Here is a 14,293-nt window from a genome sequence, read left to right on the forward strand (position 1 = left end):
GCGGAAGCTTGCAAGCTTCCGCTATTTATATGGCTTTATTCTAACGTAGCATGGGTTTGCTGCCTACCTAATGACCTCTTCTGCCGGTTTATAGTGATCCATCATGCCAAAGGCCTCGGCGACCGGTTTAAACGTGATTATCCCCTTGTACATGTTCAAGCCCTTCAGCAAAGCAGGATTTTCCTTCACTGCGCGCTCTACGCCCTTCTTTACCAGCTGTAGGCCATATAGTATGGTGCTGTTGTTCAAGGCATATGTGGCAGTCCTCGCATAAGCTCCGGGCATATTGGCCACGCAATAATGGACCACGCCGTCGACTATATATACGGGGTCAGAATGGGTCGTAGGCTTGGATGTTTCAGTGCAGCCGCCCTGGTCTATTGCCACATCTACAATTACAGAACCAGGCTTCATCATCTTAAGATGCTCTCTTTTAACGAGCTTTGGCGCCTTAGCTCCGGGTATTAACACGGCTCCAACGACTATATCGGCTTCCCGCAAGCCGGCTTCCAGGGTATGGCTGTCGCTGAACACGGGAAAGACATTGGAAGGCATTGTTTGAGCCAGACGCTCTAGAGCATTGGGGTTGACGTCGAGTATGGTTACCCTGGCGCCCAATCCTGCTCCAACCCTGGCTGCGTTGCTTCCGACACTGCCGCCCCCGATTACCAATATATTGGCGGGAGCCACTCCCGGAACGCCCGTGGGAAGCAGTCCCATGCCGCCATGGGGTTTGCCCAAGTAGTAAGCCCCCATAAGGCAGGCCATTCGCCCGGCGATGGTGCTCATGGGCTTCAGCAAGGGAAGCGAACCGTCAGCTTCCTGAACGGTCTCGTAGGCTATTGCTATTATCTTCTTTTCAAGACACGCTTTGGTGAGCTCCTCATCTGCTGCGAAATGAAAATAAGTATAGATGATTTGATTTTCGCGCATCAGGTCGTACTCTTGGGGAAGGGGTTCTTTTACCTTTACGATCATGTCGGATGTTGCCCAAACCTCTTTGGCAGAGTCGAGGATCTTGGCTCCTGCTGCTTTGTATTCCTCATCAGTAATGTTGGAGCCAACGCCAGCGCCTTTCTCCACCACTACCTCATGACCGGCATCAACGTAGGCCTTAACGGCTGCAGGGATGAGCCCCACCCTGAACTCGTTGTCCTTTACCTCTTTCGGACATCCTATCCTCATCTAAAAAGCCCCCTTTGATTGAGATGGTTTAAAAACTAATTGAGATAATTAAAACTAGCACTTTAATTGTCATTATACTATATTTTCTTGCAAATATACACGTGGGACTCGGGGAGTAAATAAATTGGGCACCTCGTAATTAATCGTGCCAAGCAAGCCGGCTATCTCCTCAGGCGTTATGCGCTCCTTACCCTGGGCACCTATGAGCACGACTTCGTCACCCACTTTAACGTTCGGGATGTGGGTGACGTTTACCATAGTTTGATCCATGCATATGTTTCCAACGATGGGGGCACGCACGCCCTTTATCAAGACGGAGGCCCTCATGGAAAGAGTCCTGGGATAACCGTCATGGTACCCTATGGGAAGTATGGCTATCCTCTCTTCGCCCCTCGTCATGTAGCGCAGCCCGTAACCCACGCCGCTTCCAAGGGGAAGCGTCCTCAATGCAGCCACCTCCGTCTTGACCTGAAAGACGGGCTTGAGATCGAAGGGCTTATTGCAATGTTCGGACGGCCACATACCGTAGAGTATCAATCCAGGTCTCACGGCATCCAAGTGATACTTTGGAACGTTAAGCGTCGCGGGGCTATTGCAGACATGTCGCAACCTAACCTTGACCCCGAACTCATCCAGTATGTCCAAAGCCTTCATATATCTCTTAAATTGCCAATGGGTGTACTCCAGATTTATTTCATCAGCCGTAGCAAAGTGGGTAAAAGCTCCTTCCACGTCAAGTCCCGGCAAGCCTTTAAGTTCGGGTAGCACCCCTGGCAACTCCTCGGGCAAAAAGCCAATCCTTCCCATGCCGGAGTCGATCTTCAAATGAAGGCGCGCCACCTTGGCTTGTCTTTGAGCCGCCTGACTAGCTGCATGGGCAAAGGCCATGTCGGTTAGGGCTGCCGCTATGTCGTGTCTTACATAGCATTCGGCAGCCTCGCAAGGGGAAGGCCCAAGGACGAGCAACGGTTCACTGATCCCCGCTTCCCTCAAGGCAATGGCCTCATCGGGGGTTGCAACGGCAAATCGTTGACATCCCGCTTCCGCCAGTGCCCTCGCGATTCGAACTATCCCCATCCCGTATCCGTTTGCCTTGACGACCGACATCACTTGGACATTGGGGCCTACAAAACTTCTCACGCAATTGAAGTTATGTTGCAAATTTGTGAGGTTCACCTCGTATCTCGTCGGCCTCAAATTCAATCAAAACACCCCCAATATCAACGAAGAAAGGGAGGCGTATGCCTCCCTTTCTTCTGATCTTACAACTTACACCAGTTCTCCACGCGACCTCTTGGCATCGAAGTCCCTGACCAAGCGACGCACTTCGCCAGACACCCACCACAAAGCTATGAGGTTGGGTATGGCCATCAGGCCGTTTAACGTATCGGCCAGATCCCAAATATTGTGAAGGAACTGGCTTCCGCCCCAACCGCCTAAAATTATACAGACGATCCAAAGGAACTTATACACCGGGATAACCTTAAGGCCAAACACGTAAGTCATGCCAGTCTCGCCGTACCAATACCATCCGAGGACGGTGGAATAGGCAAAAAGTGCCAAAGAAATTGCTAAAAATATTATGCCAGTTTCTCCCCATAAAGTTTTAAATGCAGTTAACGTCAGCTGCGCACCTGAAAGCTCCGGGTATCCCGTAAGCGTTCCGGTAGCAATTATGCTCATCCCCGTTATTGTGCAAATCACTATCGTGTCCAAAAAAACCTCGAAGATGCCCATCGTCCCCTGCCTTACCGGATGATCAGTTATAGCAGTGCAATGCACCATTGGAGCTGAACCTAGCCCGGCTTCGTTGGAGAAGATGCCCCTTGCAACACCTTTGATCAATGCCTGCCTTACCGACCACCCCGCTATTGCACCCGGGAGGGCCATAGGATCATGGAAGGCATAATAAAATACGGCCTTAAAGGCCGCTGGCATCTGTGCAATGTGAGTTGCAAACAAAACAACACCACCGATGATATAGAAAAGACACATTAACGGTATCAATATTGTAGTCACATTGGCTATGCTCTTTAATCCGCCTATTATCACAAGCCCCGTTACCACGGCAAGGGCTATAGCTGTATACAATGGAGGTACATTAAAGCCAAGATTTACAGCGCCAGCCGCGGAGTTGGCCTGGGCCATATTGCCTATGCCGAAGGAGGCCAACCCGGCAAAGAGGGCAAAAAGCCAGGCCAACCATTTTTGACCGGTTGCTGCCTTTAAGACGTACATGGTGCCGCCACGCCAGTTTCCAAGTTCGTCTTTTTCCCTAAACCGCGTGGCAAGCGTGACCTCCACCATCTTGGTGGCCATGCCAAAGACAGCTGATACCCACATCCAAAACATGGCTCCGGGTCCGCCAAGGTGAATGGCGGTGGCAACACCTGCAATATTTCCGGAGCCAACGGTGGAAGCAAGAGCGGTGGCCAGCGCTGCAAAGGGCGAAATGGTACCCTCTGCTCCCTGGCCCTTACGAGCACTTTTGGATAAGGCATATTTAAACGAAAGAGCGAAGTATCTTATTTGAGGAAATCCTAATAAAAACGTCAAATAGACTCCCGTGCCAACAAGAAAGGCACACATCCATGGGCCCCATACGATGCTATTGATGAAACTGTTAAGCTTCAAAATTGCCTCCATATTTTCCCCTCCTTTGCTATCGCTCTAACCAAGACATGAAGACATAGCGCCTCTTGCCCGTTTTTGTGGAAAATATCACCTCCCTTAAAATAAAACACCCTGCTCTTACTCCCGATCTCTAATTGAAATGTAAAATAACTTCGCTGATATGCCATCGAAATATAATCACAATTGAGATAAGTTTCTAACATCACAAAATTCATCAAGTTGCAAATATTATACTATAGGTTTAAAAACAACAAAAGGAGCAACTTTAAAAGGTCGCTCCTTTTGTGTATAAAGCACAGTTTATATTTAGCGTATAAACTTACAGATAGCCCTCTTTTTTCAGGACTTCTATGGCTTGGGTTGAAAGGCGAGAGGGAACTTTAATAACAGGACCCGTACAACCCATGGCGGATTCGGCATAGATGCCGTGAGCCCAAAGCAGCTTGACGGCATCCTCTATGGTCAAAACATCGATGCCGTGGATTTCCTCGTCCGTAGGTTCCGGCTTTGGCTGTTCAACTGGCGATCGCTTTTCTTCCTGCCTGTCGTGCAACTCACCCAATACCCCTTCGAGGCCGGCCATTTTTGCCATATTCAATTCCCTTTTTACAAGGGAGGGCAAGCCCGCAGTGACGACCTCAGCCGTAAAACGAATCGCATTTGCAATGACGCAAGCTCCAGAGGCACGAGATATTATGGAGATGACGTAAGGCCAGTCCTCGCCCACGGAAGGCCCGTACCCCCAACCAAGGGACTCGTAATTTCCGCCCGTATTGTAGGCGCCAAAGACCTTGACCAGGACGTTGCCGGTCAGGGTATCCGTAACGCACACGTCGACGGCACCATAGATCAGGTCGTTTCCTCTAAGTATGGGACCGCCGTCCTGCCTGACGCTGCTTCCAAAGGTGATGCCATAACCCTGCTCGGCAAGTTTTTTAAGAGACCTGTAAACGAGCTGTGCGCCGTCGACGTTTAAGATGCCGACTGTGGGATCTTTTATACCCTTAGCCTTGGCAACGGCTATGCCGTAAATGGCGTTTAATATCATGGCTTCAACCCTGTTTGTCGACGACGTACCGGTGGAGGTCGAAATTATGAGGGGTTTACCCTTGGCCGGCGTGTGTATCATGCCGACCGTTGCCACCCCCAGGGGGAATGGATAATGAAGGGCGACGGCACCCTTTATTCGACCACTTTTCAAGGCATCTTCCATGGCCTTCTGTATGTCAGCTTCGCAATCATCGGTCTCTATCCATTCCAGGTCGTCAAATCCTTTGACGCGGGGTCCTATCATCACGACCTTGATGAAACGATATTCATCCTGCGCAAGTTTTCCAGCCAATGCAAGCTCCTCAGGCCCCAGCTCGCTTCCGCTGCTCATTAGGCCAATGGGCACAAGTTCGCCCCTTCCTCTTGCGGACATGACTATCTCATCCAGTGCTTCACCGATTAATCTTTTCATCGCCATTTTATCCACTTCATTTCACCTCTTGACTTCACTTTGCGCCAGCGCCCTTTAGGGTATCGGCAAGATCGGCTAGCACCTCCAAAATGGTATCCCTTATCTCGTCCTTGCTGATTAGCCCTTCCTCTTTTTGGGCCACGGACGAGGGGAATTCAATGATGAAAGAAGCTCCATCGGACAAATTGGTCAGGCGAGCCAAAAAGAGGCTTCCCTTTCCTATGATCATTGCCCGCTTCATCTTGCCTTCCTTTATATCCTCACATGCATGTCCAATAAAGGGCACTCCCGAAGGGATATGTCCTTGAGTAGGGGCAAATCCGGGCATTCCACGCTGCCTTATAAAATCGTTCATGCCTGTCTTGTCAAGCTCTTTTTTCATGACGGCCAAGGCCGCTATCATCTTAAAATTAGCCTCAGGCACATTTCCTGCACCGGCAGGCAATGTAATTTCGGGATTTTGGAGCTCTGCAGCATATTTGTCTATGTCAAGAAAATTTAGCCCCACTCTTTTCAAGGGCTCGTAGACCAAGGCCTCGGTTATGGCCTGCGGAGACGCTCCGGCTCCTACGGAGTGCTTGCCTATGGCATCCAATCTCATGACAGGGGAGACGCCGTCTTCCGGCGCAAGAAGTATCGCGAAATTGCCCAATGTATCTTCAAGGGCAGGCATGCCCTTTTTTACATGGTCCCTTGAATTCATGTAAAGCTTTGGCACTGCGCCGCCGGCCAACACGACGACGTTTTTCCTTATGCCGGAAGCCACTTGTGCAGCGGCATTTATCAAGGCGTATACGGGGCCTGCACAGAAACCCCTTACGTCGCATCCGCTGGCATTGACGCAACCTACTATCTCGCCAATTGATTTCGCGAAATTGCCTCCTCCCCGCTGGTTCATATCTCCTGCCGCTTCCTCGGAACATTCGATGATGAAATCGACCTCTTCGGGCTTCATCTTTGCGTTGTTCAGCAAATGCAGCAAGGCCAAAACACCGCCTGCCTTGCAGGCGATATTTTCAAGCAATACGTATGAGGACAAACATTCATCGAACTCGTGCGCCTTCCTGCAACAACCTATAATGCGACCATCAAAGTAGATGGGCAAAGCGCTTCCATCTTTTATTTCCTGCTCGATTTCATCCGCGGTATGTCCTTTTTCAAGTCTCTGCAAGATATTTTGGTTCATCAAGGGATGAGCTTGAAGTTTTTCTCGAGCCCTACCGGAAAAAGAACTTTCAAGCCAAATGATGTCAAAGACGTCACATATGTCCATGAGGCCCAAAAATTCGTCTTCAGGCATTATCTCCCCAAACCTACCGAAACGCGAAGCCTCTTTTAAGGGCTTTTCGTACCATGGAGTTTCATGAGCCTCCAGATCCTTTAAAGAAATACCTCCAATGAAGGCCTGGTTTGGAGCATAACGTATTGCGTCATCGTAGGTGCGCATGAACTTCGACAAAGAGGAGAGATACTCGGACTCTCCTTTGTTGTTTCTTTCCCAGAAAGGTGTATTACCATAGTAATAGGACAACTCAGGTACGTGATTCAGGCAATAAGCATACTGTCTTATAGCAACCTTTTGCATGTTATCATGCACGCTCCTCATCAGGAAATAACGTTCTAAGTCAAATAAAGGGCCAAAGGATAGACTCTTTGGCCCTTTTGTTACTGCAACGTCCAACCCATCAATCGGTAAAGACCGTCTGCTCGCTTATGTCAGTCTGCAAGGCAGACAAAGCCTTCATGAGCAAACGACGCCTTATCGCCCTTTCCTCTTCCAGGGATTTCGTTGGATCTCCCAGGGGGTGAGGTATGGCAATAGCGGGAACTATCCTATTTGCTCCGACGGTCTGCGATATGGGAACTATTGTGCACACATGAACGGTGGGCAGGCCTGCCCTTTCCAGCTCTTTTACGATCGTTGCACCGCAACGAGTACAGGTTCCTCAGGTGGAGGTGAGTATCACTCCATCGACGTTGGCCGCCTTCAATCTCTTGGCGATCTCCTCGCCAAACTTCTTGGCGTATGCCACAGGAGTGCCATTGCCAACCGTTGCGTAGTATTTATCGTGCAAAGATCCAAAGGCACCTTCGCGCTCAAGCTGCCTGGCGACATCAAGGGGCAATACCCTGTCGGGGTCCTCATTTGCGTAGGTCGGATCATAACCGCCGTGGGCCGTCTCGTGCGTCTGAGGAGTGAGATCATCCAGCCCCTCTAGGCTGTACTCTCCAAACTTAGTAGCGCTCGAAGCCTCTATCCTGTCGGGGTTACCCTTGGGTACTATTCCGCCAGAGGTGACCAAAGCGATCTTAGCCTTCTTCATGTCCTTTATGGCCGGAGCCGGCGGAACGCGGTCAAAGGACGGCATGGGATACTCGGTGACGAATTCCTCACCTTTAAGCTTTTTCACTAGCATGTCGACAGCTCTTTCTGCCCCAAGCTTATCGCGGAAGATGTTGAAACGGATGCCCCGTTCGATATAGCCATCTTCCTTGGGTCGGCCTATGGGCTCACCCTTCAATTGCTTGAGAAGCAACTTTGCCATCCTGGGTATGGCATCGCGCATGCCTCTCGCGCTATCGGCCGTCTCGACTATATATAAGCCCTTCCTGTAGATTTCGACTGCCGGATTTTCCGGGTACATGGCAGTGACGACAGGAATGTTCAACCTCTTGCTCACCGCATCGCATATGGCACCGCATGCCATACCGTAACGACCAGCGTTGAAAGCGGGTCCGGCAACAAAGGCATCGGGCCGATATCCCTTTATGAAATCTATAATTTTTTCTATGGCTTCATCCATATGCTCGGCGAAATAGCCGTCCCCACAAATTACCGTAGCGACGATGGTGGCCTCTCCGCCCAAGGCAGCCTGCAGGGCCTGACCGGGCCCCACAATCCCTTCGCGAACCTCCGGGGGATAGTCTGCCCTTTCCTCGCCGCCTATGCCGGCAAAAAATTGGTTTATGTAATGAACTACCTTGTACGCCATTCAATCATCCCCCCATCTCATGACCATATTAGAGCGAATATTTGCTGTATTGCTCGCGCATCTTCGCAACCGCTTGAGACAGGGCTTCCGGATCCAAGACCATCTCCATCATTCCCATCTGTTCTTCCCAAACAGCAGGATCTACTTCTTCTCGTATATCAGGCTCAAAAACGTGGTAAACTGCGAGTCCCAACGGGACTCCTGCCAAAGGACCTGCATAAGTCGGATCGCCGTTAGTTACCGTCTCTGCATAAATTTCTGCACCCTCAGGGTCAGAGCTACCGAGTATCACTACTACGTTCTCTGCTCCATACTTATCAACGGCGTCCTTGATGCGCTGCTGGTTCTGCAGGTCCATGGCTCCTGCGGCCGTTCAGACGAAACATTCGGTCACGGAAAATACGATTTCAGCGCCGCTATCCTTCAAACAGGCCTCCATGACGGGACCAGGAATACCATCCCGCTCGCCAAGGAGAATCAGCTTTTTACCTGCCAGCTTTCCCTTTGCCATGGGTCAACACCTCCTATATTTTATTTTACCTGGTTTCTGCCGATAGACAGGTGAAACCTAGCTCGCTGGTAGCTCCGGTTATGGCTTGTAATTCCACTTCAATGGAGCCATCCTGTTTTAATGCACCAGAAAATCCTCCGGCTATGACGTCAACAAATTCGCTAAAACCTATGACCTTTTCCATGGGCGGTAGCTTGACGGTGGGGTTGGCATTGCCCACGCTTACGACGGCATCGGCTTCGGGGGCTGCATCGGCAAGCGACTGGCTTGCTCCGTCTCGGCCTGCATACTCGTCCGTTATGAGCACCGTCTTTATGCCGGCGCGCTCGGCCTTTCTACAGTTCATTATCAAGTCGGTATCGGGATTTCCAAAGCCTTCTTCCGTTATGATTACTCCCTCGACGCCAAGCATCTTGGCCAATTTTACGGCATAGGAGGAGCTTCGTTTCTTATCCTGAAGGGTGACGTTTTCATTAGTTATGATGCAGCCGATGAAGTTTATGTCCTTGCCGTGACGCTTGTACAATGCCTCTATGACAGGGTTGTTTTGGTGAGCGTAGGTGCTGTTTTTATCGCATGCAGACACGCAGTTTCCGGAAACTATGGCCCCATCGAAGACTTCATTAGGATGAATTAGAGTAGGCAGAATCTTTTTCGCATCGACTCCGTAAACATAAGTATCGTGAAGCAACCCTTGAGATTGGAGCATGTAGATGTAGGCAACCCTTGGAAGCTTGTTTAAGTGGTCTGGCCTTTTCGTAATTTCCTCAAGTTCGTAAGTTTGCACCTCGTCAGGATGTGCCCCCTTAGCCTTTACTGCCAGGAAGTGCGCAACCTTTAGCCCCGCGACGCGGCAGGCAGCTTCGTAATCATGCCTCTCAATGCCGGCCTTAGGCGTAAAGACCAAGACCACGTTGTTCGTCTTCGAGAAGGGGGTATACTCTGCCCCAGGCCCCGACATATCTATTATGCCCTCTTGAAAGCCGACTATCTTTCCGCAAGTCACAACGGCAGCCCCTGCTAATGCCAGGGTCTTTCCTTGCCCCACTGCGCCCTCGACGTCACCTATAAAACCGGGAAAGACATCGCCTTCGCCCTCTATCTTGCATCTCGGTTCAATGACATCCTTGACGGGAACGATGCGCACCCTCTCGCCTGGACGGGCCAAATCCACCTCGACGGATTCCAAACGATCGTCCGATGAGAGCAAGTCGATTATCTCCTCGCGATTGACATAGAGGATGCCATCTTCGACCTTCGTAGCATCTCCCCATTTAACGTCTTTTACCTTGATCTTATGCAATTCAAGCCTCACTGCATACACCTCCTTTTTAGGACTGCAGTAACTTTTCGACCCTTTCTCTTATAGCATCAATAGTGACCTCGCTGCCCGTTATCCTGTCCTTTAACTCTCCTCCTTTGTAGAACAAGAATGTAGGAACTCCCATCACCTTCAAGCTGATGACCAGGCGGCGGTTCTCAGCCACGTTAAGCTTACAGAATTTGACCTTGCCTTCGTACTTCGAGGCAAGTTCTTCCACTTGGGGCATCAATGCAAGGCATGGACCACACTTTGGTCCCCACATGTCTACCACTACAGGTAAGTCGCTTTGTAGAACTTCCGCCTCAAAGTTGTCCTTATTGACTTCGATCAATTCAATGCACCCCCTCTTGTGATGTTATCCCGCATTGACGAAGCACGGGCATTATCAGCTCTTCATCGAGATATTGCATATCCTCCATTGCCTTTGTACTTTGCAGTGGAAAGGAAGGCTTGCTGTTTCTATAGATATCTAAAGCACTTTCTACTAATTTGATGGAATCGAGATCGACAAAATGATCTTCCTGCTGGAGGGAAGGCTTAAAAACCACAACGGACAAAAAAAGCCGTCTCGATGCAGGTAAATTTCCTGTTAAAGGATGAGATAAAATCCTATATCCCCGGTGCACCTTATCGCGTAGAGCTATTAGGACATCCAAAACCGGCCCCTCTATATAGGTGCAATTTGAAAAGCTCTTAATGCGTGGGTTATTTGATATGATCTCATAAAAAAAGGACATCAGCCAAACCCCCCTTTTGGTTCATTTGGCCCCTGTCCTCTTTACCCGCAGGGATTCGCCGTTTTCGGCTTGCCCTTTTGGTAGATCCAAATTTTGGACCTTTTCCAGGGCTTCGTCACGTCGCAATCCTTTTGCCTGAGAGATTGGGGCCACTGCCCTTGCACCTTCGGCTTCTCACGCTTTGCATGAGATATCTCTTGCGGCGCTCATCCGAATTATAAACATTTTCACATAATATTTTATACTAACTATTTTAAAGGTCAAGGACGACCGGATAAAAAGTATACTTCTTATCCTAACATATCCTCGGAACCATTTCCCCGGCCAACATATCCACCACCCTAATGCCGCCTATCTCCGTCTTAAGGCCAACGATGCCCGGATGGTCTTCCGTGACCTTGCCTATAGCTGTACAATTGGGAGCCAAAACTCTCAAAGAAGAAAGGACATATTCTGCACAGTCCGGTGCCACGGCGATAACGGCCGTGCCCTCGCAGGCTAAATGCAGCACGTCGAAACCAAGCACATCGGCAACTGATGCCACTTCCGGATCTAAGGGTATCAGATCTTCTTCGATCTCTATCCCAATGCCAGCTCCTTCAGCCCATTCGCATAGGACCGTCCCCAATCCGCCTCGCGTGCAATCCCTGGCACATTTAACCCCCGCTACTTCAGTAAGGGGTTGCATCAAGGGCCATAGAGGAGCACAATCGCTTGCCAATTGGTCTACGTCTAATCCGTAATGAAGCGCCGATATCAAGGCGCCATGCTTGCCTATGGGGCCGGTTATTACCAAGATGTCACCCGAGGACAAATTATTTATCCCCCAAGGCCTCCCTGTCACGGCCTTTCCCAAGGCACAGCAGGTTATATACATGCCATCTGCCTGTCCCCTCGGCAAAACTTTAGTGTCACCGGCAACGAGCTTAACATCAAGCTCTTTGCTGACCCCATAAGCGCTTTTTACGACCTTAATCAACTCCTCCTTGGGCAAACCCTCCTCTATCAGAATGCTCATGGCCAAATACATGGGCTTGACACCTCTCACTGCCAGGTCATTGGTGCTGCCGCACACGGCCAGCTTGCCTATATCACCTCCGGGGAAAAACCTGGGGCTCACGGTAAAACCGTCGATGGTCACTCCAAGGCCGCCTTCAATCAATGCGCAATCCTCTAAATCCTTTATACTGTTATCTCCATATATGCTCAATATTTCGCCGATAAGTTGCTGGGTCGGCCTACCGCCACTGCCGTGTTTAAGCTCCACGAACATGATCACATCACCTTATGGGAATATTTATAACAGGCAGCACAGCTGCCTTCGCTCGATACCATACAGGGACCAACCGGATCATCGGGGTTGCAACGCTTGGCAAAGAGGGGGCACTGCTGGGGTGTTATCTTTCCCATCAACACATCACCACATTTGCATCCTGAAGGCAAAGGAACTTCCTCGATCCTGAGATCAAACTTAGCAGCTGCATCGAACCGAGAAAATTCCGCTTTCAAGCGCAGCCCGGATTTTTTTATCTCGCCCAGCCCTCTCCATCTTGCATCGGCCTCATCAAAGACTCGTCTTACGAGCTTTTGGGCCAAAGGATTTCCTTCAGGCTTGACCGCCCTGGCATAAAGCAGGCTGACCTTAAAATCCTTGTAGCGGACCTGTCTTGCCAGCTCTACTATCCCTTCCATTATGTCAAGGGCTTCAAAGCCGGCAATGGCACAGGCGACCTTGAAATCCCTCGGTAAAAACATGTAGGGAGCTACCCCCAATACCACGCTGACGTGCCCTGGAAGGATAAAACCGTCGACCTTGAGCTCCTTTGAACCCGCAAGAAGCCGCAGCGCCGGCGGAACCAATTTATGGAAACAAAGGACTGAAAAATTTTCAATCTCCCTTTCTGCCGCCTCCAAGATGACGGCTGCCGTTGAAGGAGCAGTAGTCTCAAACCCAACCCCTAGGAAGGCCACTTCTTTGGTCGGGTTTTTTAAGGCCAAATTTAAGGCCTCGTCACAGGACTTAACAACCCTAACGTCAGCACCACGAGCCCTCAAATCCTGCAAAGATCCCTTTGTCCCGGGCACACGCAGCATATCGCCGTACGTAGCAAAGATCAAATCCCCTTTATTGGCTAACTGTATGGCTGCATCCACTTCGCCCTGATCCGTAACGCATACGGGACAGCCTGGTCCCGACACGAGCGACACGTTCTTTGGAAGCAGGGATCTCAATCCGCTCCTGTAGATCGCGACAGTATGAGTGCCGCAAACCTCCATGAACGTCAAGGGCTCGTCGGCAAGGTTATTTAAAGCATCGCAAAGTAGTTTTATCTTATCTTTAAGCATCTCTCTTGCCCGCAAGTCTCAACACTTCTTCCCATAGTTCTTCTAATTCCTGCCCGTCCTCTTCCTCGCACTTTTCTATGGCGAAACCGGCATGCACTAAGACAATGTCGCCCACGTTTAAATCGTCGATCAAATCCGTTCTCACCTCTACCCTCAAAGGCCCGGCAGCAGCTATGGCCCTCTTTGAATCCAAGATTTCTTCTATCCTATGAGGAACAGCAAGACACATCTTTAATCCCCCTTTTGCTTACACTAAAAAGCGGGACCTTTGCTTCGGCCCCGCTTAATATTATTGCATGGCTATCGTCGATCATACGCTTCTTCTTCTAACCTCTCGCTGATTCTGGAAATGCTCAAGGCCCTTCCGGACGAAGCGTCTATGTCCAAACAAACCCCATTAAGCCTTAGGTCCTCGTTGCATGCCTCGAATCGGGCCGGCATTGAAGTCAAGAAGCGGTTTATTACCGTCTCCTTATGCATCCCTATAACCCCGGCGTGCCCGCCGGTCATGCCGACGTCCGTTATAAAGGCAGTCCCCATTGGAAGTATCTCTTCATCGGCCGTCGCTACGTGAGTATGCGTACCAACAACTGCCGAGACTCGTCCGTCAAGGTACAAGGCAAGCGCCCTCTTTTCAGATGTAGCCTCGGCATGAATGTCCACTAAAACCGGAAGCTGTACCCCTTGCAATATTTCATCAGCCTTCCTGAAAGGACAATCCACGTCGTACATAAAGGTTCGGCCGAGCAGGTTTAACACTAACAGCTCACCAGAAGGACCTTTTAACGTCATGCTGCCACGACCCGGACAACCGGGCGGATAGTTTGCCGGCCGCAACAGTACCGGCTCCGAATCAAGCAGGGATAGACCTTCCTTCTTATCCCATATATGGTTACCCGAAGTCATGCAATCGATCCCCATCGACGACAACTCGTCAAATATCTTTTGAGTTATCCCGAAACCGCCGGCCGCATTCTCAACGTTTACGATTACGAAGTCAAACGGACCATATAGGGATTTTATCCTTGGCAATAACCTTTGAAGCGCCTTTCTGCCCGGCCTGCCAACGATATCCCCTATGAAAAGCACCCTCATCGCCGC

At 50.2% G+C, this 14,293-nt stretch carries 14 protein-coding genes and 1 riboswitch; all 14 genes read right to left on the reverse strand.

The window, feature by feature from the left end:
• Positions 1-63: 63 nt before the first annotated feature.
• The 14 genes from ald to BUQ78_RS03570 all read right to left on the reverse strand — a co-directional run bounded on the left by ald (position 64) and on the right by BUQ78_RS03570 (position 14,287).
• Complete coding sequence (gene ald, locus BUQ78_RS03500; RefSeq protein WP_014806300.1) at positions 64-1,185, reverse strand: alanine dehydrogenase; 1,122 nt, start codon at positions 1,183-1,185, stop codon at positions 64-66.
• 72 nt (positions 1,186-1,257) lie between these two features.
• Positions 1,258-2,388, reverse strand: coding sequence for an alanine racemase (gene alr, locus BUQ78_RS03505; protein ID WP_074199288.1), 1,131 nt, complete (start codon positions 2,386-2,388; stop codon positions 1,258-1,260).
• A gap of 66 nt (positions 2,389-2,454) precedes the next feature.
• Positions 2,455-3,831: an alanine/glycine:cation symporter family protein gene (locus BUQ78_RS03510; protein WP_074199289.1), complete on the reverse strand. Its 1,377-nt coding sequence runs from the start codon at positions 3,829-3,831 to the stop codon at positions 2,455-2,457.
• Positions 3,832-4,138: 307 nt separating this feature from the next.
• Positions 4,139-5,287, reverse strand: coding sequence for a glycine/sarcosine/betaine reductase complex component C subunit alpha (grdD, locus tag BUQ78_RS03515; RefSeq protein WP_074200155.1), 1,149 nt, complete (start codon positions 5,285-5,287; stop codon positions 4,139-4,141).
• 28 nt (positions 5,288-5,315) lie between these two features.
• A complete protein-coding gene (gene grdC / locus BUQ78_RS03520; protein WP_014806296.1) occupies positions 5,316-6,866 on the reverse strand; it encodes a glycine/sarcosine/betaine reductase complex component C subunit beta in 1,551 nt (516 codons plus the stop codon).
• Positions 6,867-6,966: 100 nt separating this feature from the next.
• On the reverse strand, positions 6,967-8,274 hold the full coding sequence (grdB, locus tag BUQ78_RS03525; RefSeq protein ID WP_084532189.1) for a glycine reductase complex selenoprotein B: 1,308 nt from the start codon (positions 8,272-8,274) through the stop codon (positions 6,967-6,969).
• Between the two features lie 28 nt (positions 8,275-8,302).
• Entirely contained in the window at positions 8,303-8,785 is a 483-nt protein-coding gene (gene grdA / locus BUQ78_RS03530) for a glycine/sarcosine/betaine reductase complex selenoprotein A (RefSeq protein WP_084532191.1), read from the reverse strand.
• 25 nt (positions 8,786-8,810) lie between these two features.
• A complete protein-coding gene (locus BUQ78_RS03540; RefSeq protein WP_074199291.1) occupies positions 8,811-10,100 on the reverse strand; it encodes a glycine/sarcosine/betaine reductase component B subunit in 1,290 nt (429 codons plus the stop codon).
• 16 nt (positions 10,101-10,116) lie between these two features.
• A complete protein-coding gene (locus BUQ78_RS03545; RefSeq protein WP_014806291.1) occupies positions 10,117-10,440 on the reverse strand; it encodes a thioredoxin family protein in 324 nt (107 codons plus the stop codon).
• Between the two features lies 1 nt (position 10,441).
• Positions 10,442-10,846 (reverse strand): GrdX family protein, encoded by a 405-nt coding sequence (locus BUQ78_RS03550; protein WP_074199292.1) that lies wholly within the window; start codon positions 10,844-10,846, stop codon positions 10,442-10,444.
• Between the two features lie 113 nt (positions 10,847-10,959).
• Positions 10,960-11,056, reverse strand: a riboswitch (glycine riboswitch).
• A gap of 85 nt (positions 11,057-11,141) precedes the next feature.
• The gene (hypE, locus tag BUQ78_RS03555; RefSeq protein WP_014806289.1) at positions 11,142-12,119 is read right to left on the reverse strand and encodes a hydrogenase expression/formation protein HypE; all 978 of its coding nucleotides are present in this window, start codon (positions 12,117-12,119) and stop codon (positions 11,142-11,144) included.
• Between the two features lie 2 nt (positions 12,120-12,121).
• Positions 12,122-13,192 carry a hydrogenase formation protein HypD gene (gene hypD / locus BUQ78_RS03560; RefSeq protein ID WP_074199293.1) on the reverse strand — a complete coding sequence of 357 codons (1,071 nt, stop codon included), beginning with the start codon at positions 13,190-13,192 and terminating at the stop codon, positions 12,122-12,124.
• Entirely contained in the window at positions 13,185-13,421 is a 237-nt protein-coding gene (locus BUQ78_RS03565) for a HypC/HybG/HupF family hydrogenase formation chaperone (protein WP_014806287.1), read from the reverse strand. The genes hypD and BUQ78_RS03565 overlap by 8 nt, the downstream gene beginning before the upstream one ends.
• A gap of 71 nt (positions 13,422-13,492) precedes the next feature.
• Positions 13,493-14,287, reverse strand: a complete 795-nt coding sequence (locus tag BUQ78_RS03570; RefSeq protein WP_014806286.1) for a TIGR00282 family metallophosphoesterase — start codon at positions 14,285-14,287, stop codon at positions 13,493-13,495.
• Positions 14,288-14,293: the final 6 nt, after the last annotated feature.

This window comes from Acetomicrobium flavidum (genome assembly GCF_900129645.1).
Classification (GTDB): domain Bacteria; phylum Synergistota; class Synergistia; order Synergistales; family Acetomicrobiaceae; genus Acetomicrobium; species Acetomicrobium flavidum.

What these genes read in the sequence shown, in the direction of transcription:
- ald (WP_014806300.1), bottom strand. Translation starts at nt 1,185, where the DNA reads ATGAGGATAGGATGTCCGAAAGAGGTAAAGGACAACGAGTTCAGGGTG.
- BUQ78_RS03510 (WP_074199289.1), bottom strand. Translation starts at nt 3,831, where the DNA reads ATGGAGGCAATTTTGAAGCTTAACAGTTTCATCAATAGCATCGTATGG.
- grdD (WP_074200155.1), bottom strand. Translation starts at nt 5,287, where the DNA reads ATGGCGATGAAAAGATTAATCGGTGAAGCACTGGATGAGATAGTCATG.
- grdC (WP_014806296.1), bottom strand. Translation starts at nt 6,866, where the DNA reads ATGCAAAAGGTTGCTATAAGACAGTATGCTTATTGCCTGAATCACGTA.
- BUQ78_RS03550 (WP_074199292.1), bottom strand. Translation starts at nt 10,846, where the DNA reads ATGTCCTTTTTTTATGAGATCATATCAAATAACCCACGCATTAAGAGC.
- hypE (WP_014806289.1), bottom strand. Translation starts at nt 12,119, where the DNA reads ATGTTCGTGGAGCTTAAACACGGCAGTGGCGGTAGGCCGACCCAGCAA.
- hypD (WP_074199293.1), bottom strand. Translation starts at nt 13,192, where the DNA reads ATGCTTAAAGATAAGATAAAACTACTTTGCGATGCTTTAAATAACCTT.
- BUQ78_RS03565 (WP_014806287.1), bottom strand. Translation starts at nt 13,421, where the DNA reads ATGTGTCTTGCTGTTCCTCATAGGATAGAAGAAATCTTGGATTCAAAG.
- BUQ78_RS03570 (WP_014806286.1), bottom strand. Translation starts at nt 14,287, where the DNA reads ATGAGGGTGCTTTTCATAGGGGATATCGTTGGCAGGCCGGGCAGAAAG.